Genomic DNA, 21137 nt, shown 5'->3' on the forward strand with positions numbered 1-21137 from the left:
CTTCTCTCTGTTATACATAAGTCGCTTTGAGGTAAGTCGGGTACGCGCGCGAATTTTTGGAGCGACCGCCACGGGCTAGTAATCCGTGCCGGATTCATGCGGAAGCCCATCAACCCGGCCGCCTCAAAGATGCATTGACCTGCATCCAAAGGCTCACATGTTCCGGTAAGTGTGCTGGAGGTAAGGCCCAACTCACGGAGGGCCGAGTATGTCTAAGTTTGCACGACGTATGTGGAACCTCGTAGTGAATGCCCTGCATGTTTATCATGTATGGGTATTCCTACGGGACAGCTTCGATGACCTTTAAGGTCTGAGAAGTGAAGCCGCCTCGGTTTAAACCGAGGCGGCTTTTTAGTTTTTGACTGTCACTTCAAAGCTTACAGTACGGCCTTCTTACGACTCGCCATCGCCGTCACCGCATACCCGATGCACGCCGCCAATATCGACCCGGTCAGAATCCCCATGCGGTCCTCACCGGCAAATTCGCTGGCGCCCGGTACAAACGCCAGGGAACCGACGAACAGGCTCATGGTAAAGCCGATGCCGCACAGAATCGCCACGCCGAACACCTGGCCCCAGTTGGCGCCGGCGGGCAGGGCGGCGAGGCCGGTCTTGATGGCCAGCCAGGTGAGGCCGAATACGCCGACGGTCTTGCCGATCAGCAGGCCCGCGGCGATGCCCATGGGCACGTGGTGGGTGAAGCTTTCCAGGCTGACGCCGGTCAGTGAAACGCCGGCGTTGGCAAAGGCGAACAGCGGCAGGATGCCGTAGGCGACCCACGGGTGCAGCGCGTGCTCCAGGGTCAGCAGTGGCGACGGCTCGGCGTTCTTGGTGCGCATCGGGATGCAGAACGCCAGGGTTACGCCGGCCAGGGTGGCGTGAACACCACTCTTGAGTACGCACACCCACAGGATCAAGCCAATGATCAGGTACGGCCCGAGCTTGATCACCCCCAGCCGGTTCATCGCGATCAAGGCCACCAGGCACGCGCCTGCACCCGCCAGCGCGGCACCGGACAGGTCGGCGGAATAGAACACGGCGATGACGATGATCGCGCCCAGGTCGTCAATGATCGCCAGGGTCATCAGGAACAACTTCAATGAGACTGGCACCCGCTTGCCCAGCAGTGCCAGCACGCCGAGCGCAAAGGCAATGTCGGTGGCCATGGGGATCGCCCAGCCGGACAGCGCGGCGGGGTAATCCTTGTTGATCGCCCAATAGATCAGCGCCGGTACGACCATGCCGCCGATGGCCGCTGCACCCGGCAGCACCACTTGCGACGGCTTGGACAGGTGGCCGTCGAGCAACTCACGCTTGACCTCCAGGCCGATCAGCAGGAAAAACAACGCCATCAAGCCATCATTGATCCACAACAGCGCCGGCTTGGCGATTTTCAGCGCGCCAATCTGCGCCACTACCGGCACATCGAGAAACGCGCCATACAGGTGTGACAAGGGTGAATTATTGATGATCAGGGCCAGGGCGGCAGCGGCGATCAATAACAGACCGCTGGCGGCTTCCAGCTGGAAGAAACGGGTGAAAGTGCTACGCAGAGGCAAGGGCTGCTCTCCAATCCAGGTTCAATAGGTGGCTACCCTAACCCGTACCGTTAGTTGTTAAAACAAAAGTTATATTCTTATTTGTTATAAGCGACGGGCTTGGGCGGTGATGTCTCCAAGACTAGCAATTGTGTGACCAATTGAGTCGTTACTGTATCTGTGTGGTATCTAGGAAACCCCCTAAAATTGGGGCTGAAACCCTTAGAGAAACCCTCCATGAGCGACCACCGTCCCTGGGCCCGCGAAGCCATTCGCATCATCGAAGCCGACTTCCAGCGCAGCGCCGACACCCACCTGATTCCCTTGCCGCTGCCGGGGTTGCCGGGTATCGCTTTATATTTCAAGGACGAGTCCAGCCACCCTACCGGCAGCCTCAAGCACCGGTTGGCGCGCTCGTTGTTTCTGTATGCGCTGTGTAATGGCTGGCTCAAGCCGGGCGCACCGGTGATTGAAGCATCCAGCGGCTCCACGGCGATTTCCGAAGCCTACTTTGCCCGCCTGCTCGGCTTGCCGTTTATTGCGGTGATGCCGGCGACCACCTCCCAGGAGAAGATCGCGCAGATTGCCTTCTATGGCGGCAAAAGCCACCTGGTGCAGGATCCGACGCAGATCTACGCCGAATCCGAGCGCCTGGCCCAGGAAAGCGGTGGGCACTTCATGGACCAGTTCACCTACGCCGAACGCGCCACCGACTGGCGGGCCAACAATAATATTGCCGAGTCGATCTTCCAGCAGATGCGCTTCGAGCAACATCCCGAACCGAGCTGGTTGATTTCCAGCCCCGGCACCGGTGGTACCACCGCGACTCTGGGGCGATATGTGCGTTATCGCCAGCACGCTACGCGGGTGTTGTGTGCCGATGCCGAGCGCTCAGTGTTTTTCGATTTCTACCAGAGTGGCGATGCCAGCTTGCGCCTGGACTGCGGTTCACGGATCGAAGGCATTGGCCGGCCACGGGTTGAGGCGTCGTTTCTGCCCAAGGTGATTGATGCGATGGTCAAGGTGCCGGATGCATTGTCGTTGGCGGCCATGCATTACCTGGCTGAGCGGTTGGGGCGGCGGGTCGGCGGTTCCAGCGGGACCAACCTGATCGGCGCGCTGGTGGCGGCGCAGCAGATGAAGTCAGCGGGGGAGTCGGGCTCGATCGTGGCGATCTTGTGTGATGGGGGCGAGCGGTATGCCACCACCTATTACGATCAGGCGTGGCTGGCGGGGCAGGGGTATGCGTTGGAGGGGCTGATCGCGGCCGTTGCGGCCAGTGTGGAGCGGGGCGAGCCGTTGCCGCAGAGCATCCTGCGCGCCAATATCTGAAGTTGTGTATTCCAGATGTGGAAGGGGGGGCTTGCCCCCGATAGCAGAATGTCAGTCACTGCATAGGGTGACTGACCCATCGCTATCGGGGGCAAGCCCCCTCCTACATTTAAACAGCGGTGTTGTCAGGCTTCGATGCCGAGCATATCCCGCGCCAACGCCTCGGCAATCCGAATCCCGTCAACACCCGCCGACAGAATCCCGCCGGCGTAACCTGCGCCTTCACCGGCCGGGAACAGGCCTTTCACGTTCAAGCTCTGCATCGATTCGTTACGGGTAATCCGCAGCGGCGACGACGTGCGCGTCTCGATGCCGGTCAATACTGCATCGTGCAGTGAGTAACCCTTGATCTGCTTCTCGAACGCCGGCAGTGCTTCACGAATGGCCTCGATGGCGAAGTCCGGTAAGGCCAGGGCCAGGTCACCCAGGGACACCCCCGGCTTGTAGGACGGTTCCACACTGCCGATGGCCGTGGACGGTTTGCCGGCGATGAAATCACCCACCAACTGCGCCGGAGCCTCGTAGTTGCTGCCGCCGAGGATGTAGGCGTGGGACTCAAGGCGTTCCTGCAGCTCGATGCCGGCCAGCGGGCCACCCGGGTAATCCACTTCGGGGGTAATGCCGACAACGATGCCGGAGTTGGCATTACGCTCGTTTCGCGAGTACTGGCTCATGCCGTTGGTGACCACACGGTTCGGCTCCGACGTCGCCGCCACCACGGTGCCGCCCGGGCACATGCAGAAGCTGTAGACCGAGCGGCCGTTCTTGGCGTGGTGCACCAATTTGTAGTCGGCGGCGCCGAGCTTCGGGTGCCCGGCGTATTTGCCCAGGCGCGCGGCGTCGATCAGCGATTGTGGGTGCTCGATCCGGAAGCCCACCGAGAACGGCTTGGCTTCCATGTACACGCCACGCCCGTGGAGCATGCGGAACGTGTCGCGGGCGCTGTGGCCCAGGGCCAGGATCACGTGCTTGGAGAGGATCTGCTCGCCGCCGTCGACCACCACGCCGTTCAACTGGCCGTCGTCGATCAGCACGTCGGTGACGCGCTGCTCGAAGCGCACTTCACCGCCGAGGGCGATGATCTGCTCGCGCATATTTTCCACTACGCCGGTGAGGCGGAAGGTACCGATGTGCGGTTTGCTGACGTAGAGGATCTCTTCCGGCGCGCCGGCCTTGACGAACTCGTGCAGCACTTTGCGGCCGTGGAATTTCGGGTCCTTGATCTGGCTGTAGAGCTTGCCGTCGGAGAACGTCCCCGCGCCGCCTTCACCGAATTGCACGTTGGACTCGGGGTTGAGCACGCTTTTACGCCACAGGCCCCAGGTGTCCTTCGTACGCTGGCGCACTTCCTTGCCGCGTTCGAGGATGATCGGCTTGAAGCCCATCTGCGCCAGCAGCAGCCCGGCGAAGATGCCGCACGGGCCGAAACCGACGACGATGGGGCGTTCGGTCAAGCCTTCCGGCGCCTGGCCGACCACCTTGTAGCTCACGTCCGGCGCCGGGTTGATGTTGCGATCGTCGGCGAACTTGAGCAGCAGGGCCGCCTCACCCTTCACGTTCAGGTCGATGGTGTAGATGAAGCACAGCTCCGACGATTTCTTGCGGGCGTCGTAGCTGCGTTTGAACAGGGTGAAATCGAGCAGGTCATCACTGGCGATGCCCAGGCGCTGCACGATGGCAGGGCGCAGGTCTTCTTCGGGATGGTCGATGGGCAGCTTGAGTTCGGTGATTCGTAACATGACGGGATCCGGTAGGCGGCGGACAAAAAGGCCGGCTGTTTTGCAAACCGGCGATTATAAGCCCCAATGGCGGTTTTCCGACATGTTAAAACAGCGCAGGGCTGAATCAATCGTCGCGTGAGCCGCCGAAAGACGCGCAACCCCGCTGTACCTGCCCGTTAACGCGCAGCTCGGCGGTCATGTGCTGCAGACTGCCGCTGGCGCTGTCGATGCAGCGTTGCGGGGCTACCCACAGTTCGACGTGCTGGCCATTCGCCTCGGTCATCAGGTTGAAACGGCCGTCGCCCATTTGCTCTTCCACATAGGGCACCGCCAATGGCGGCTGGCCTTCACGCTCCAGGACCATGCCCTTGGCCGTGACATTCATCACCCAAGTCGGCTTGTGGCCATTGGCGCGCAGGATCATGCGCTTGAAATCCGGGTCGTCGCAGGCCGCAGTGGTACGTTCGACGCGGTACAGCTGTTGCAGGTCGACGCTGCCCTGGGTGCCGCTGGCGACGCCGGAGAACTTGCCACGCAAGTCGACGAACAGTGCGCCCTGCTGGCCGGCGAGGGAGGCCGCTTCCTGCAGGATGCTGGTGCCACCGGTGTCATTGACCACGTAATTGCGTTTATCGCCGCACGGCTGGAACAGCAGCTTGCCACCGACCGCCGTGAGCTCACCCTGCATGCGGGTCAGCCCGGCCAGCGACGGCTTGGCCGGCTCGCTTTCGAACATCTGGCAGGCGGCGAACAGGGGAAGCAAGGCAAACAGGGCAAGGGTACGGGCAGCGCGCATTATCGGGTCTCCAGACAAGTGCCGCCACGTTACGCAGGCTTACGCTGCATCACAACCCTGCTCGCCTGCTTCAGGCAATTCTTACAGGCAAAACACTCAACCTACGATAAAGGTCTGACCGGTCTGCAGGCCTTCCACACTTTTGGCGTAGGCCAGCGCCACGTCGGCGCCTGTGGCTGGCTTGTAGCCGCGGAAGTAGGGCGCGTAACTGCCCATGGCTTCCAGCAGCACGGTGGGGCTCACCGAGTTGATGCGCAGGCCGCGTGGCAATTCGATCGCAGCGGCTTTGACGAAGGCATCCAGTGCCCCATTGACCAGTGCGGCCGAGGCGCCGGTACGGATCGGGTCACGGTTGAGAATGCCGCTGGTGAAGGTGAACGAGGCGCCATCGTTGGCGTACTCGCGGCCGATCAGCAGCAGGTTGACCTGGCCCATGAGCTTGTCACGCAGGCCCAGTTCAAAGTCGCTGTCGCTCATGTCACCCAGTGCTACGAAATTCACGCTGCCTGCCGCGCAGACCAGCGCGTCGAACTTGCCGGTCTGTTCGAACAGTGCGCGGATCGAAGCGCTGTCGCTGATATCCACCTGGAAGTCGCCGCTGCTGCGGCCGATGCTGATCACGTCGTGACGTTGGGCCAGTTCCGCCTTGACCGCCGAGCCGACGGTGCCGTTGGCGCCAATCAATAGGATTTTCATGGTGCTGTTCCTCCAGGGGGTAAGTGAAGGTTCAGTCTAGAGTGGCTTTTTAAGTGGATAAACGTGCTAATAGGCAACCTTTGGTTTTCTATTGGAAACAATCCATGAGCGAGATGGATGACCTGGCGGCCTTTGCCGTACTGATCGAAGCCGGCAGCTTTACCGTGGCTGCCGAGCAACTGGGCTGCAGCAAGGGGCAGTTGTCCAAACGCATCAGCCAGTTGGAAGCGCAGTACGCGGTGGTGCTGCTGCACCGCACCACGCGCAAACTCAGCCTCACCGCCGCCGGTGCGGCGTTATTGCCCCAGGCCCAGGCATTGGTGGTGCAGGTGGAGCGTGCGCGTCAGGCATTGGCTCGGCTCAAGGACGATTTGGCCGGGCCGGTGCGTATGACCGTTCCGGTTTCCCTGGGCGAAACCTTCTTCGACGGCCTGTTGCTGGAGTTTTCCAAGCAGTACCCGCAGGTGCAGATCGAGCTGGAGCTGAACAACAGCTACCGTGACCTGGCACGGGATGGCTTTGATCTGGCGCTGCGCTCGGGCGCGACTGACAATGAGCGCTTGGTGGCCAAGCCGTTGCTGGCCTGGCACGAGATGACTTGCGCCAGCCCGGCCTACCTCGAGCAATACGGCGAGCCCCAGACCCCGGCAGACCTGGCCGCACACCGCTGCCTGCTCAACAGCCACTACAGCGGCCGCGAAGAATGGCTCTACCACCAGCAACACGAACTGTTGCGCGTGCGGGTCAGCGGCACCTTCGCCTCCAACCATTACAACTTGTTGAAAAAGGCCGCCCTGGTCGGGGCCGGTATTGCACGCCTGCCGTCCTACGTATTGCACGCAGAACTGGCTGACGGCCGCTTACGCTGGCTCCTGCGCGATTTTCACACGCGGAGCATGCCGATGTACCTGGTTCATCCTTACCAGGGTGGGCTGCCACGTCGCACGCAAGTACTCGCCGATTACCTGGTGGACTGGTTCAAGCGCAGTGGCGAGGCGCTCGACCGGCTTTAACGGTAGCGCCGGGCGATCAGGTGGTCGATGGACAGGCAGCCCGGCCCCTTGGCGACCAACAACAGCAATAATGCGATCCAGGTGCCATGGGTCGGATAGGCGTCGGGGTAGACGAACAGCTGAATGGTCAGGGTCATGCCGATCAGGGCCAGGGCCGAGAAGCGCGTGGCCAACCCCACCAGAATCAGCACCGGAAAAAAGTGTTCGGCAAACGCCGCCATGTGCGCGGCCACTTCCGGTGACAACAACGGCACGTGGTACTCGCTGCGAAACAGCGGCAAGGTCGAGGCCGCCAGTTTGGGTTCGCCGAGCTGGAAGGTGCCGCTGACTAAATCGATGGCAAAGCCTTCGACCTTGGTCTGCCCGGATTTCCAGAACACCGCCGCGACGGAGAAGCGTGCGAGAAAGGCGATCAGGCTGTAGGGGATTTTCTCGAACAGCGCGATAACGCGGTTGATCAGGTGCGCAGGGGATGTGCTCATGGCGATACCTATGGTTCTGTGTGCAGATGAGTGATGGCGTCGTGGCTGATCAGCAGGCTCAAACAGGGGTTCAGGTCGAATTCAGCCGAGGCTTCGAGGGCGTGCTCTACCGCCATTTCCAGCCCCGCGCCCTGGCTCAGGCAGTTGATAAACGCCAGCGAAGCGCTGTCTATGGCAAACACTTTGACGGCCAGCCCGTGGCGCAGGACCAGCGCGGGCTGGGCGTGCCAGGGGTTCAAGGTGGCTACAGCGCTGTCGGTCTGATGCGCCGCCCACACCGCCACGATGGCGTAGGTGGAGCTCAACGTGGCTAGGGACGGATGCAATTGAAGGCGTAACTGTCCCACGTCGGTGGGGCCTTGCAGGTGTTGGAGCAAGGCTTGCGGAGCCAGCGGTTGGACGTCCGCCGCGTGATACGCACGCACCCGCAGGCGTTCCAATCGGGCGATGTCCGCCAGGTAGGGCACACTCGCCGCCGGTTCGAAGCCTTGGATAAAGTCGGAAAATGTACTGCCATATTCACTGATCAACGGGCTGGTGGGCGGGTGCTCCTGGACATAAAGGCCGGCCATGGCGCGAAAGAATTCGTCGCCGACCAGTTGCAGCGTCACCGGGTAGGCGGCCGCCAACGCATTGATCAACGCGCTGTGCACATTGTTGCGATACACCGCAAAACGGCTGGCCGGGTCGGCGCCGTTACGGCTGAACAGCCCTTCGGGGCAGGCCGAATCTGGTGCCAGCAGGGCATGGGCGAAGGCGGCCTGATCGTTCATGAGCGCACCTGCGACAGGTGCCATTCAGCCTGCTCGGCTTCGGCTTGCAGCACGCTGAAGGCCGGCACCTGGTTATCCCGTTCGATCAACGTCGGCACCGGGCCTACGCGCTTCAACACCTGTTCATACAGCTGCCACACGGCGTTATCGATGGGCGCGCCGTGATCATCGATCAGCAGGCGGTCGCCGAGGCTGTCGGTGTCTTCGGCAAAACCGGCCAGATGAATCTCACCCACCGCGCGCAACGGTAGCGCGTCGATGTAGGCCAGCGGGTCGCGTTGGTGGTTGATGCACGACACGTAGACGTTGTTTACATCCAGCAGCAAACCACAGCCGGTGCGGCGGATGACCGTGCTGATGAAGTCGGTCTCGTCCAGGGTGGAGCGCTGGAACTGCAGGTATGTCGACGGGTTCTCCAGCAGCATCGGCCGCTTGAGTGCGCTTTGCACCTGGTCGACGTGTTCGCATACCCGCTGCAGGGTGGCGGCATCGTAGGCCAGGGGCAGTAAGTCATTGAGAAACACCGGGCCATGGCTGGACCAGGCCAGGTGTTCGGAAAAGGACTGGGGTTGATAGCGTTCGATCAGCACAACCAGCCGTGCCAGATGGTCACGGTTCAATGGGCCTTCGCTGCCGATGGACAGGCCCACGCCGTGCAGCGACAACGGGTACTGCTCGCGGATCAACCCCAGGTAGTGATGGAAGGGCCCGCCAGCGACCATGTAGTTTTCGGCGTGCACTTCAAAAAAACCGATATCGGGCGCGGTCTCGAGCACTTCGATGAAGTGCTCGTTCTTCAGCCCCAGCCCGGCCCGCAAGGGAAGGCCGGGCACCTGAGCCGGTGAGACCGTGTGTTTGGGTGCAAGCGTCATCATCAGTACTCAGGTTTTGCCGGGTTTCAGGACTTGGCGGTAAACGCAGCTTCCTGGCCGAAACCGGTCGGCGAGGTGGAGCTTGGGGTTTTCGCGCAGGTGCCGGCCGGTACCAGTTTCCAGGCGTTGGCCTGGTCTTTGACTTTCGAGGTGCCGGCGCAGGAAGTACCGGCGCCTGCGGCGCAATCGTTCTTGCCGGCTTCTGCGACGCCGAAGCATTTGTCCATTTTGGCGTCGTCGGCGTGGGCCATGTTGGACATTGCGGACAGGCTCAGAGCAGAGCCAAGGGCCAGGATCAAGGTAGCGGCGGACAGTTTGGTAGTCATGGTGTATCTCCAGCGGTGGGTTGAGGTAGCGAGCTTGAATGCCTGCTTACTCCACTAGAGGCAGCAGGGAGAATTTCGTTACAAACTCGACGAAAAAAATTTCAATCAATGCAAAATTCAAGGTTCACACAAAGCAAATGTGGGAGCGGGCTTGCTCGCGAAAGCAGTGTGTCAGTCGATAGGTACTTAACTGATACACCGTATTCGCGAGCAAGCCCGCTCCCACATTTTTTATCTGGTTCCTGCTGGAACCTTTCCTTAACCGCCGAGGTACGCCTCACGCACCTTCGGATCGGTCAGCAACTGCTCACCCGTGCCCTGCATCACCACCCGGCCGTTTTCCAGCACGTAGGCACGGTCGGCAATCTTCAGCGCCTGGTTGGCGTTCTGCTCTACCAGGAACACCGTCACACCGTCCTTGCGCAGTTGTTCGATGATGTCGAAGATCTGCTGGATGATGATCGGTGCCAGGCCCAGGGACGGCTCGTCCAGCAGCAACAGCTTGGGTTTGCTCATCAGTGCCCGGCCGATGGCGAGCATTTGCTGCTCGCCGCCGGACATGGTGCCACCGCGCTGGCTGAAGCGTTCCTTGAGCCGCGGGAACAGGTGCAGCACCTTGTCCATCTGCTCCTGGTAGTCACCCTTGTCGGTGAAGAACCCGCCCATGGCCAGGTTCTCCTCCACGGTCAGGCGTGCAAACACGCGACGCCCTTCCGGCACCACCGCGATGCTTTTACGCATGATCTGCGATGACTGCTGGCCCACCAGTTCTTCACCCATGTAGCGGATGCTGCCGCTGTGGGCCTGGGGCGAACCGCACAAGGTCATCAGCAAGGTCGACTTGCCGGCGCCGTTGGCACCGATCAGGGTCACGATCTCACCTTGGCGTACTTCGACGTTAACGCCATGCAAGGCCTGGATCTTGCCGTAGAAAGTGGAAACGTTTTCGAATTGCAGCATTTTACGCTTCCCCCAAATAGGCTTTGATCACTTCAGGATTGTCGCGGATCTGCTCCGGCGTCCCGTCGGCCAAAGGCGTGCCCTGGTTAATCACCACGATATGGTCGGAAATGCTCATGACCAGTTTCATGTCGTGTTCGATCAACAGCACCGTGGCGTTGTTTTCCTCACGCAGCACGCTGATCAGTGCCTTGAGGTCTTCGGTTTCCTTGGGGTTCAGGCCGGCGGCCGGTTCGTCGAGCATGAGGATCCGCGGGCGGGTCATCATGCAACGAGCGATTTCCAGGCGACGTTGCTGCCCATAGGCGAGGGTGCCGGCGGGGCGGTTGGCGAACTCGGTCAGGTTGACCTTGTCGAGCCAGTACTCCGCATATTCCATGGCCTCGCGTTCGCTCTTGCGGAACGCCGGGGTCTTGAACAGGCCCGCGAAGAAGTTGGTGTTCAGGTGCCGGTGCTGGGCGATCAGCAGGTTTTCGACCGCCGTCATATCCTTGAACAGCCGCACGTTCTGGAAGGTCCGCACCACGCCCTTGCGGGCGATCTCGTGGCCGGCCAACCCCTGGATCGGCTGGCCGTCCAGCAGGATGCTGCCGCCCGCCGGCTTGTAGAAGCCGGTGAGGCAGTTGAACACGGTGGTCTTGCCGGCGCCGTTCGGGCCGATCAATGCGACAACTTGTTTCTCTTTCACGGTCAGGGCCACGCCGTTGACCGCCAGCAAGCCACCGAAGCGCATGCTCAGATTTTCGACTTTCAGGATCTCGCGGCTCATTTGCGCAGCTCCATGTGTGGACGTTGCATGGGCAGCAGGCCTTGAGGGCGCCAGATCATCATCAGCACCATCATGGCGCCGAACATCAACATGCGGTATTCGCTGAACTCACGCATCATTTCCGGCAGCAGGATCATCACGATCGCGGCCAGGATCACGCCCAGTTGCGAGCCCATGCCACCCAATACGACGATGGCGAGGATGATCGCCGACTCGATGAAGGTGAACGACTCCGGGGTCACCAGGCCTTGGCGCGCGGCGAAGAAGCTGCCGGCGAAACCGGCGAACGCGGCGCCCAGGGTGAATGCGGAGAGCTTGATGATGGTCGGGTTCAGGCCCAGGGCACGGCAGGCGATCTCATCTTCGCGCAGCGCTTCCCACGCACGGCCAATCGGCATGCGCAGCAGGCGGTTGATCACGAACAGTGCCGCCAGTGCCAGCAACAGCGCCACCAGGTAGAGGAACACCACTTTGCTGACCGGGTTGTAGGCAATCCCGAAGTACTCGTGGAAAGTCTGCATGCCCTCGGCGGCGGTGCGGTCGAACGACAGCCCGAAGAACGTTGGCTTGGGGATGCTGCTGATGCCGTTGGGGCCACCGGTGATATCGGTGAGGTTACGCAGGAACAGTCGGATGATTTCGCCGAAGCCCAGGGTCACGATCGCCAAATAGTCGCCGCGCAGGCGCAGTACCGGGAAGCCCAACAGGAACCCGAACGTGGCCGCTGCCATGCCGGCCAGAGGCAGGCAGATCCAGAAGCTCCAGCCCAGGTAGTGGGAGAGCAGCGCATAGGTGTAGGCACCCACGGCGTAGAAACCCACATAACCCAGGTCGAGCAGGCCAGCCAGGCCCACCACGATGTTCAGGCCCAGGCCCAGCAACACGTAGATCAGGATCAGGGTAGCGATGTCGACTGCGCCGCGCGAGCCGAAGAACGGCCAGATCAACGCGGCCACGATCAGCCCGATGATGATGTAGCGCTGGGTGCGCGGCAGGGTCAGAAATTGGCTGACCTTGGGCGAAACCAATGGGCCACGGTTGCCCTTGAACAAGGCACCGACCTGCTGGGTGAACAGCACGCGCAGGAACATCAGCACCGAACACAGGGCGATGATGGTCAGGGTTACGGGACCGGTGCCATGCACTTCCAGGTTGATGCCGACAATGCTCAGCTTGAGGCCGAGTACCGGGAAGGCCACAGCCCATACCAGCAAGGCGCTGAAAAACGCCGATTTAAGATATCTGCTCATACTTTCTCAACCTCCGGACGGCCCAGGATGCCGGTCGGACGGAACAACAGCACCAGAACCAGCAGGCCGAACGCCACGACGTCCTTGTACTGGTCGCCGAAGATATCGGCACCAAACGCCTCGGCCACACCCAGCACCAGCCCGCCGAGCATGGCGCCCGGGATGCTGCCGATGCCGCCCAATACCGCTGCGGTAAAGGCCTTGAGGCCTACCAGGAAGCCAGCGTTGGGGTTGATCACGCCGTACTGCATGCTCAGCAACACGGCAGCGACCGCTGCGAGTGCGGCGCCGATCACGAAGGTCAGGGCAATGATGTTGTTGGTGTTGATGCCCAGCAGGTTGGCCATCTTGATGTCTTCGGCGCAGGCCCGGCAGGCGCGCCCCAGACGGGAGCGGGAGATGAACAGGGTCAGGCCCAGCATGGCCACCAGGGTGACGACGAACACCAGGATCTGCATGTAGGAAATCAGCACTTCTTCCGCGCCGCCCGGGCCGAAGGAGATGCTCCCCGGAATCAGGTTGGGAATGGACTTATCCTTGGAGTCCTGGGACAGCAATACGGTGTTCTGCAGGAAAATCGACATGCCGATGGCGGAAATCAGCGGGATCAAACGGTTGCTGCCACGCAAGGGACGGTAGGCAACACGCTCGATACTGTAGCCATAGGCACTGGTTACAACGATCGACGCGATAAACGCGGCGGTCATCAACAGCGGCAGTGAGTGGATACCCATCATGGCCAGCCCGGCAAGGGCGATGAAGGCCACATAGGAACCAATCATGTACACCTCGCCATGGGCGAAGTTGATCATTCCAATGATGCCGTAAACCATTGTGTAGCCAATGGCTATCAAGGCATAGGTGCTGCCAATGGTCAGGCCATTAACCAGCTGTTGGAAAAAATGATAGATCTCAGGCATTACAGCGCTCCTAAAAACCCGATACGCATTTCACTGGTGGAGTCATGTTCCGGCCCCGTGCTGTGTTCTATGAGCACATTTGCACAAAGCGTTTGCCAGCGAACCGCTGGTGACGGTTTTAAGATTTTCAGGTGAGCCAGCGCCCGGATCGCGGGTGACAGGCCCATAAACCTCGTAAAACAAAGCCCACTGCTCTCACAGTGGGCTTGTTGGACCAGTAACGCCTGGCTTACTGAGGGGAAACTTCGGTTTTTGGTTTGCCGAAGTGCCATTCGTAGACCACGAATTTGAAGTCCTTCAGGTCGCCCTTGGCGTCGAAGCTCAGGTCGCCGGTAGGGGTCTTGAAGGTTCCCGCGTGGATGGCTTCGGCCACTTTGGCGGTGTCTTCGCTTTTCGCGGCGGTGATGCCTGCAGCGATCACTTCAACGGCCGAGTAGGCCGGGAACACGAACGGACCGGTTGGGTCCTGCTTGTTCTTGGCGAACTCTTCAACGATGGCCTTGTTGGCCGGGTCGGTGTCGAAGGATTTCGGCAGGGTTACCAGCAGGCCTTCGGAAGCGCCCTGGGCGATTTGCGAGATGGAGTCGTTGCCGACACCTTCTGGGCCCATGAACTTGGCGTTCAGGCCTTTTTCCTTGGCTTGGCGCAGGATCAGGCCCAGCTCTGGGTGATAGCCGCCGTAGTAGACGAAGTCGACGTTGGCTTGCTTGAGCTTCTGGATGATCGAGGAGAAGTCTTTGTCGCCAGCGTTCAGGCCTTCGAAGACGGCAACCTTGGTGCCTTTCTTCTCGAGAGTCTGTTTAACGGCGGTGGCGATGCCTTCACCGTATTGCTGTTTGTCGTGCAGTACGGCTACGACTTTAGGCTTCACGTGGTCGGCGATGTAGTTGCCGGCCGCTGGGCCCTGGGCGCTGTCCAGGCCGATGGTACGGAAGATCAGCTTGTAGCCACGGGCGGTGATTTCCGGGCTGGTGGCAGCCGGGGTAATCATGATCACGCCTTCGTCTTCATAGATGTCGGACGCTGGCTGAGTGGAGCTGGAGCACAGGTGGCCAATGACGAACTTGACGCCATCGTTGACCACTTTGTTGGCGACGGCCACGGCCTGTTTAGGGTCGCACGCGTCGTCGTATTCTTTGGCTTCGAGCTTTTTGCCATCGACGCCGCCCTTGGCGTTGATGTCGGCGATTGCCTGCTTGGCACCCATGAACTGCATGTCGCCGTACTGCGTTACAGGACCGGTCTTAGGACCGGCGATGCCGATCAAGATGGTGTCGGCTGCGAACGAATGGCCGGCAACCCCAGCCAGGACCATAGCGGCAAACAGTTTGGAAATCTGCTTAGTAGCCTTATTCATAGTGCTCCACTCTTGCTGTTGTATTTTTTATAGTTCTAGCGGCCTTGTGAGCTGTAGAACCGGATCAGATATCGCGGATATCCCCCCGGCAGTGCCCTGGCAACTGTACCGGTACAGTGTAGAGCGCCGGTTGATCGCTTGAAAAGCTGGCTGCCAGGGGCAAAACCCAGGTGTGTCGCTTAAATGAAAGAAAAAGACAGAATTGCGGCGGGGTGATGCCAGAGTTGCGGGCAATCCTTGGCTTTCCTGACACTTTCAGTCGATGACTCAATTGCAACTGGGTTTTTCTACCTCGGTCGCGACGTTATGATTGCGCCGATTTTTTCCCAAGGTGAACTCCCATGACGCAAGAACCTAGCACCCTCTATGCCAAGCTGCTCGGTGAAACCGCCGAAATTTCCTGGAAGGAGCTTGAACCGTTCTTTGCCAAGGGTGCCCTATTGTGGGTCGACGCCGGCCTGGATTTGATCGAAGCCGCCGAGGGAATGGCCACCGACAACCGTGACAAAGTCGCCGCCTGGCTGGCTGCGGGGAGCCTCGGCGAAGTGTCTGCAACGCGGGCATTGGACCTGGTGGAACGTGATCCGAGCCTGTGGGCGGTGGTGGTTTCGCCGTGGATACTGATCCAGGAAAGGGCAGTCTAGGAAAGGCCTGCACGAAAAAGGTGCAAGCCTGGGGCGTTCGGAAGTGTGTAGCGGAGTAACCGCTGACGCAGTGATGGCATGTTGCCGTAGAGAAAGGTCACAGCCGAGGGTGACGTAAACGTCACGGGAACAGTTTTGTGTGGGGCTAAAGACCTGGGGAATTGTTTCAGCGTGTGGCGAGCTTGTAGATGTGCGTTGACTGATAGATCGCTTTCGCGAGCAAGCCCGCTCCCACAGGTGGACCGCGTTCTTACAGAAAATACGCGGTACAAATGTGGGAGCGGGCTCGCTCGCGAAGGGGCCACCTCGGTCTACGCAGTCTTGCCGGTATGGTTATTCAACGAAATAACCTTGGTCTTGCCGATGCGGTGACGGTAGATCTCGCGCAGGTACTTGATCGCTTTCTTCACGCAATCGCGCGACAGGCGAATGTCATTGATTGACACGAACTTCTCTTTGTCGTTGATCAGCTCGCGGTACTTCTTCTCATACATCGGCTTGATCGCGTACCAGTTGGTGTCGAGGATCTTGGCCGGGTTCTCGAACTCGTTGAGCAACTCGTCGATACGGTCTTCGTCGAAGTCCTCGTGGATGATGAAGTCCAGGATCGAGTTGTCCAGCGTATCGTCGAAACGGTACGGGTTGCGCGCAAAGCAGCGTTTGATAAAGGCCACGATCAGGGTGAGGAAGTCATCCGACAGGCACGGGCTTTTCGCGATCAGGGTGGTCAGCGACAGGTTCGCCGACGCGCCGATCACCAGGGCATATCGCTTGAGCGTAGTGTTGGGGAACAGGCTGTTGAGGTGGGTCTTGAGCCGGTTAAGGTCCATGTAGGACAGCTTGTAGTCCTTGGGCAGCGACACGATCGAGACCACCGACGAGCAGTTCTTGAAGAAGTGCAGGTCATGCAGCGCCGCCGCGTCGTAGCCGGAGTTCTTGTACTGCTCCAGGGACGCCTTGTAGCGCTTGGATTCGATCGGCAGCAGGCTGATGCCTTCGATGGCCTGGGTGACCTTGTTGAAGTGTGGCAGGTCGATGGAGCGGAAGAACAGGTCGTCGATATTCAGGCGCTGCGGCTCTTTTTCGAACACCTTGAATTTATCGTTGGTCGGCGCCGGGGTTTCCGGGACCACGGATTCCGCGTAGGCAATCGCCACCGGGCCGGCCAGGCTCATGAACAGGTCGTTAGCATCCAGGCGAATGGTTTCGCCGATGTCGATACCCGCGCGGCGGAAGTAGTTCTGGTCGTAGTCGGTGGTCACCGCTTGGGCGGTAAGGATGTTGAAAATCTGCTGGGAGATGTACTGGTTGGCGTGTTTCTCCATGGCATTGACGTCAATGTTCTGGATGTTGCCGTCGTCGCTCTCTTCGGCGTAACGCATGATGTCGTTGGAGATCAGCATCATCGCGTTCCATGGGCGGATGCGGCCTTTCACGCTGGCTTCGCTGCTGTCTTCATTGGCGAAGTTGTACGAGAAATCCCATTCTTCCGACAGGTATTTGCACAGCAGCCGTCCAGCATTGATGTGCAGCGCTTCGGACATTTCGCTGCGGTGGTCGGAAATATTCGGCAGTACGCAGATGCCGCTGGTGAAGATCGGCTCGAACACAAACGCATGGCCGCTCTTGCTGTCGTGCTCGTCGGCGGGCTTGGTGTCGAACGTCTTGTTCATGTACGAGTGCTGCTGGGCCAGGCCGAATTCCGAGGCCATGCCCGAACCCGTGCCGCCGCCGGCGCTGAAAATTGAGAAGTACAGGCGCGACTGGTTGGCCTTGATCCCGCAGGAGTCGATCAGGTACGAGTGGATCATCTTCCAGTCCGGGCTGGAAAAACGCTGGGTGTCTTTATTGAGGATGATCTTGGCCAGGTACTGGCCGAGGATCGGCGCGTTACCGGCGCCGCCGGCATGGACTTCCGAGAGGTCCATGATTTTCATCTTGCTGTAGTCGCGCAGGAAGCCGCTTTTCTCGCCCTTGCGCGAGAAACGGATACGCCCGGCGATGTCCTTGTCCAGGTCGCCCAGCATCACCAGCGGCTCCACCAGGAACACCGGTTTGCTGGCCTTGCCGCCGCCCAGGCGCAGGTTGTTGCGCAGCCATTGGGCGGGGCTGTAGCCCTTGTCCAAGGTTTTGTCTTCGTTACTGAATTCGTTCAGGTAGAACTTGCGCGCGTTGTAGACCAGTTCCGCCACATCCAGCGCAATGTTCGAACCGCAACGGCCCAGGCCGATCAAGCACACCGACGGGAATTCCTGCTCGCTGCGCTGTTCGCCGTCGCCTTCCAGGTGGGGTGGGCGCGGGAACACCATGTCGCGCAGGCCATCGAGGTTGTCGAGGATGCGGTCGGTATTGGTTTCGGTGAAGTACAGGTATTGCTGAGTGGCCAGCGGGCGCGCGGAGCTCAATGACTTTGAACCTGAGGGTGTGTCCGCAGGAGCTGGGAGCAACACGTCGGATACCACGGTGGCAGAGTTATTTTTAGAAGTCATTGTGCGCCATGTGCCTGGGCGGATGGCTGAAAATCATCAAAGGGCCATCACGGAATGGGAGTTCGCGACTTTACAGTGCGTCCGTGTCCGGGATGATCGGGCATGACCCCGTTGTGCGCAGGGAAAACCTGGCCGGACTCTGATGAATCGGCCGTTCGTCGGCGTTCTTTAGGCAAATGATGGCGAAATGCCAAAGATTCGACGTCAGCGAATTGGCCTCACCACTGAAGTGGGCCCGGAAGGGATTGGCGCGGGTTCTTTCGGCGGGCCGCTGTCCTTGGTGCCAGCCACACTGAACGGGTAGAGCGGGTTGCGCAGTGCGATGCCCTGTATCACGCCGATGATCTCAGCCGCCGGCACCGCCGGGCTCAATAGGTAGCCCTGAACGAAATCACAACCATGTTTGAGCAGCAGCTCGAACTGGGCCTGGGTTTCCACGCCTTCGGTCACCACTTCCAGGTGCAGGGTATGGGCCATGCCGATAATTGCCTGGACGATCTCGATATCGGCGGTGGACTTGGGGATGTCCTGGATAAACGAGCGGTCGATCTTCAAGGTGTTGAGCGGCAGGCGCTTGAGGTAGGCGAGGGACGAGTAGCCGGTGCCGAAGTCGTCGATCGCCAGCGACACGCCCAAGGCGCGGATCTGGCGCAGCAAGGCGAGGGTGCTGCTGATATTGCCCATCAGCGCATTTTCGGTAACTTCCAGTTCCAGCCGGGTAGCGGCGACCCCGCTGAAGCGCAGTGCATCTTCGATCTCGTCGGCCAGCTCGTCACGGGCCAGGTTCAAGGCTGAGCAGTTCACCGCCATGGTCAGTTCGGTATAGCCCCGGTCAGACAGCATGCTCAGGTCATGACAGGCCTGGCGCAGTACCCAGTGGTCCAATTCGGCAATCAAGCCGTTGCTTTCGGCGATGCCGATAAAGCGGTCCGGGGCCAGCAAGCCGTGTTGCGGGTGTTGCCAGCGCACCAGGGCTTCCAGGCGGGTGACCTTGCCCAGCTTCATGTCAAAGATTGGTTGGTAGAACAGCACCAGTTGATTACGGGTGCGCAGGGCGCCGCGCAGTTCCTCTTCCAGCTGCAACTCGAGAAAGGCACGGGTTTTCAGGTTGGAACTGAAGAAATTCAGGCTGTTACGCCCGGCGTCCTTGGACTGGTACAGCGCCAGGTCAGCGGTTTTCAGCAGTTCTTCGCAGGTCAGGCCGTCTTCGGGGAACAGGCTGATGCCGATACTGGTGGTCATCACCATGCGCCGGCCGGCCAGTTCGATGGGTTCCTTCATCTGTTGCATGATGCGCTGGGCCAGGTGCCGGGCTTCGTCGCGGTGATGAATGCTGATGAGGATGCAAAACTCGTCGCCGCCAAAGCGCGCGACCACGTCGGCGTGGCTGCGCACCGAACCCTTGATATGCCCGGCGAGCACGCTGAGCAATTGGTCGCCGGCGTCATGCCCGAGGCTGTCGTTGATGCGCTTGAAGTGGTCGATATCGAGGAAAATAACCGCCATCATGCCGTGGTTGGCGGTTTTTTCGGCGATTTTTTCCGCGAAAATCTGGTTGAAACCGCGCCGATTGAGCAGGCTGGTCAACGCATCGTAGTGCGCCACCTGCTGGAGCGAGGCGCGGGCCTGGTCGAGTTCGCTGAGCAGCGCGTTGACCCGGCGCAGGTCGCGTTCCTTGTGTTGCAGCTTCTTGTCGGCCAGGGCGGCGCTGATGCTGCTGCCGATCACCAGCAGGGTAATGACCGCTACGGACAGGCCGAGTTGGATCGGGTTGTTGTCCTGCGGCAAGGACAGGTCTGCGCCGTGGGGCACGATCAGCCGCATGGCGGCCATGCCGGTGAAATGCATGCTCAGGATGCCGGCGCCGAGCACCAGGCTGGCCGCGTATTTGAGCAACTGATGGAACACCCCGGCGCCATCGCGCAGGTAGCTCGACAGCAGCAACGCCGCCAGGCTGGCGCCGATGGCGATGACGACCGATGCCATGAACAGCTCTGTCTCGAAGTACGCGTGGGCCTGGGAGCGCATGGCCGACATGCCCACGTAATGCATCAACGCGATGCCCAGCCCCATCCATACGGACGCCAGCAGGTATTGATGAAAGCGCAGTTGGGCATGGCTGAGGGTCTGCATGGCGAAGAGCGATGCGATCAGGGCGATCAGCAACGACGCGAACGTCATGAGCAGTTCGTAATGAATGGCAATGGGGGCCTGGAAGGCCAGCATGCTGATGAAGTGGGTCGACCAGATACCGCCCGCCAGGCACCCGGCGCCGAGCCAGCGCCAGTGGCGCCTTGCGGTGGGGTCCTCGACATGGCCGACGCGTTCGGCCATGTCCAGCGTGCCGAAACCCGCCGCGCACGCGACCAAGTACGCAAGCAACACCAGGAACGGGTTATGACTGCAATTGAGTAATAAGTGCCCGTTCGCCGGGAGGTCGGTAAAAAAATGCAGACCGAGCCATTCCATAGCATTTCCCGTCATAGAGTCATTGTCACTGCCTACGGCAATAACCTATGAGGTCGAGTATAGAAGCCTCGCGGGATTTGGCATGGATAATGGCACTTTGCTCTCAACCATTTTGGCATGCCACCCATAGCGTTTGATGCTAAGCGCTGATGGGCAGTTCCAGTTCGAAAGGCGCTTCCAGCGGGGGCAGGCCGAATGCGGCGCGTGCGGCATCGCAATCGGTGTTGTGCACGCCCTGGTCCCAGGACGCCTCGAACTCGCGGCAAGGGCTCGACCGTTGCTCATAGATGGTGCACCGGGTGCCTTTGCCCACTTCGCCCTCGAGGCTGCAGCAGCGCGCGGGCTTCTGGTCGGTTCCGATCATCGCCACGCGGGTAGGGTTGATCTGCACCACCAGGTCATCCGGCACCGTGCCGCCCGATGAGGCGCACTCTCCCCAGAAGAAAGACACACGAAAGTATGCACAGCAGGCACCGCAACTCAGACACGGACTGGCTTCGGACATGGGCGTCATCGATAAAAGTAAGGTGGGGAGGGTGTTACGGAAGGCTCGCCATTCTATCCGGGCCATGGCCGTTGGGAAGGGGGGTGGGCACTTATATTTTCGTAGGGAAAGTCCGGTAATACAGGGTGAAATCATGCCCTATCAGCTTTACGAATCATTACAGACAACCGCGCCCGGCCTGACTATGTTGCAGGTACCGGGCAGGATGCATCGGGCATCGCAGCT

Annotated in this window: 19 protein-coding genes; 3 read left to right on the forward strand and 16 right to left on the reverse strand. The window is 60.3% G+C overall.

Translation table 11 applies throughout. The features are described from left to right. Nucleotides 1-377: 377 nt before the first annotated feature. Nucleotides 378-1559: a Na+/H+ antiporter NhaA gene (nhaA, locus tag CXQ82_RS06905; protein ID WP_101267355.1), complete on the reverse strand. Its 1182-nt coding sequence runs from the start codon at nt 1557-1559 to the stop codon at nt 378-380. A gap of 216 nt (nt 1560-1775) precedes the next feature. Here nhaA and CXQ82_RS06910 point away from each other — a divergent pair, with 216 nt between their 5' ends. After that, nucleotides 1776-2870: a PLP-dependent cysteine synthase family protein gene (locus CXQ82_RS06910; protein ID WP_101267357.1), complete on the forward strand. Its 1095-nt coding sequence runs from the start codon at nt 1776-1778 to the stop codon at nt 2868-2870. A gap of 125 nt (nt 2871-2995) precedes the next feature. Here the strand turns inward: CXQ82_RS06910 and CXQ82_RS06915 are convergent, their stop codons facing one another. The 3 genes from CXQ82_RS06915 to CXQ82_RS06925 form a co-directional block, all read right to left on the reverse strand. Next, on the reverse strand, nt 2996-4609 hold the full coding sequence (locus CXQ82_RS06915; RefSeq protein WP_101267359.1) for an NAD(P)/FAD-dependent oxidoreductase: 1614 nt from the start codon (nt 4607-4609) through the stop codon (nt 2996-2998). A gap of 106 nt (nt 4610-4715) precedes the next feature. Then, nucleotides 4716-5387, reverse strand: a complete 672-nt coding sequence (locus tag CXQ82_RS06920; RefSeq protein WP_101267361.1) for a COG3650 family protein — start codon at nt 5385-5387, stop codon at nt 4716-4718. 96 nt (nt 5388-5483) lie between these two features. After that, on the reverse strand, nt 5484-6083 hold the full coding sequence (locus tag CXQ82_RS06925; RefSeq protein WP_101267363.1) for a short chain dehydrogenase: 600 nt from the start codon (nt 6081-6083) through the stop codon (nt 5484-5486). 104 nt (nt 6084-6187) lie between these two features. Here CXQ82_RS06925 and CXQ82_RS06930 point away from each other — a divergent pair, with 104 nt between their 5' ends. Continuing rightward, nucleotides 6188-7096, forward strand: coding sequence for a LysR family transcriptional regulator (locus CXQ82_RS06930; RefSeq protein ID WP_101267365.1), 909 nt, complete (start codon nt 6188-6190; stop codon nt 7094-7096). Here the strand turns inward: CXQ82_RS06930 and CXQ82_RS06935 are convergent. From CXQ82_RS06935 to CXQ82_RS06975, 9 genes are all read right to left on the reverse strand, one after another. Next, nucleotides 7093-7578 (reverse strand): DoxX family protein, encoded by a 486-nt coding sequence (locus tag CXQ82_RS06935; RefSeq protein WP_101267367.1) that lies wholly within the window; start codon nt 7576-7578, stop codon nt 7093-7095. The two genes, CXQ82_RS06930 and CXQ82_RS06935, sit on opposite strands and share 4 nt — an antisense overlap. A gap of 8 nt (nt 7579-7586) precedes the next feature. Further along, nucleotides 7587-8351 (reverse strand): DUF2063 domain-containing protein, encoded by a 765-nt coding sequence (locus CXQ82_RS06940; RefSeq protein WP_101267370.1) that lies wholly within the window; start codon nt 8349-8351, stop codon nt 7587-7589. Then, nucleotides 8348-9226 carry a DUF692 domain-containing protein gene (locus CXQ82_RS06945; protein WP_101267373.1) on the reverse strand — a complete coding sequence of 293 codons (879 nt, stop codon included), beginning with the start codon at nt 9224-9226 and terminating at the stop codon, nt 8348-8350. The genes CXQ82_RS06940 and CXQ82_RS06945 overlap by 4 nt, the downstream gene beginning before the upstream one ends. 23 nt (nt 9227-9249) lie before the next feature. Next, nucleotides 9250-9549 carry a DUF2282 domain-containing protein gene (locus CXQ82_RS06950; RefSeq protein ID WP_101267375.1) on the reverse strand — a complete coding sequence of 100 codons (300 nt, stop codon included), beginning with the start codon at nt 9547-9549 and terminating at the stop codon, nt 9250-9252. 258 nt (nt 9550-9807) lie between these two features. Further along, nucleotides 9808-10509 (reverse strand): ABC transporter ATP-binding protein, encoded by a 702-nt coding sequence (locus CXQ82_RS06955; protein WP_101267377.1) that lies wholly within the window; start codon nt 10507-10509, stop codon nt 9808-9810. A gap of 1 nt (nt 10510) precedes the next feature. After that, nucleotides 10511-11278 (reverse strand): high-affinity branched-chain amino acid ABC transporter ATP-binding protein LivG, encoded by a 768-nt coding sequence (gene livG / locus CXQ82_RS06960; protein ID WP_101267379.1) that lies wholly within the window; start codon nt 11276-11278, stop codon nt 10511-10513. Next, entirely contained in the window at nt 11275-12528 is a 1254-nt protein-coding gene (locus CXQ82_RS06965) for a high-affinity branched-chain amino acid ABC transporter permease LivM (protein ID WP_003231103.1), read from the reverse strand. The genes livG and CXQ82_RS06965 overlap by 4 nt, the downstream gene beginning before the upstream one ends. Then, entirely contained in the window at nt 12525-13448 is a 924-nt protein-coding gene (gene livH / locus CXQ82_RS06970) for a high-affinity branched-chain amino acid ABC transporter permease LivH (RefSeq protein ID WP_017735932.1), read from the reverse strand. The genes CXQ82_RS06965 and livH overlap by 4 nt, the downstream gene beginning before the upstream one ends. 229 nt (nt 13449-13677) lie before the next feature. After that, nucleotides 13678-14805 carry a branched-chain amino acid ABC transporter substrate-binding protein gene (locus tag CXQ82_RS06975; protein WP_101267381.1) on the reverse strand — a complete coding sequence of 376 codons (1128 nt, stop codon included), beginning with the start codon at nt 14803-14805 and terminating at the stop codon, nt 13678-13680. Between the two features lie 341 nt (nt 14806-15146). Between CXQ82_RS06975 and CXQ82_RS06980 the strand changes: the two genes are divergently transcribed. After that, on the forward strand, nt 15147-15449 hold the full coding sequence (locus CXQ82_RS06980) for a DUF2288 domain-containing protein (protein ID WP_101267383.1): 303 nt from the start codon (nt 15147-15149) through the stop codon (nt 15447-15449). 311 nt (nt 15450-15760) lie between these two features. On the opposite strand, the gene CXQ82_RS06985 is transcribed toward CXQ82_RS06980, so the two are convergent. From CXQ82_RS06985 to CXQ82_RS06995, 3 genes are all read right to left on the reverse strand, one after another. Continuing rightward, the gene (locus CXQ82_RS06985) at nt 15761-17938 is read right to left on the reverse strand and encodes a hypothetical protein (protein WP_101267385.1); all 2178 of its coding nucleotides are present in this window, start codon (nt 17936-17938) and stop codon (nt 15761-15763) included. A gap of 204 nt (nt 17939-18142) precedes the next feature. Next, on the reverse strand, nt 18143-20407 hold the full coding sequence (locus CXQ82_RS06990) for a bifunctional diguanylate cyclase/phosphodiesterase (protein ID WP_101267387.1): 2265 nt from the start codon (nt 20405-20407) through the stop codon (nt 18143-18145). Between the two features lie 139 nt (nt 20408-20546). Further along, a complete protein-coding gene (locus CXQ82_RS06995) occupies nt 20547-20912 on the reverse strand; it encodes a YkgJ family cysteine cluster protein (protein WP_101267389.1) in 366 nt (121 codons plus the stop codon). Nucleotides 20913-21137: the final 225 nt, after the last annotated feature.

The organism is Pseudomonas sp. S09G 359, from assembly GCF_002843605.1.
Taxonomy (GTDB): Bacteria; Pseudomonadota; Gammaproteobacteria; order Pseudomonadales; family Pseudomonadaceae; genus Aquipseudomonas.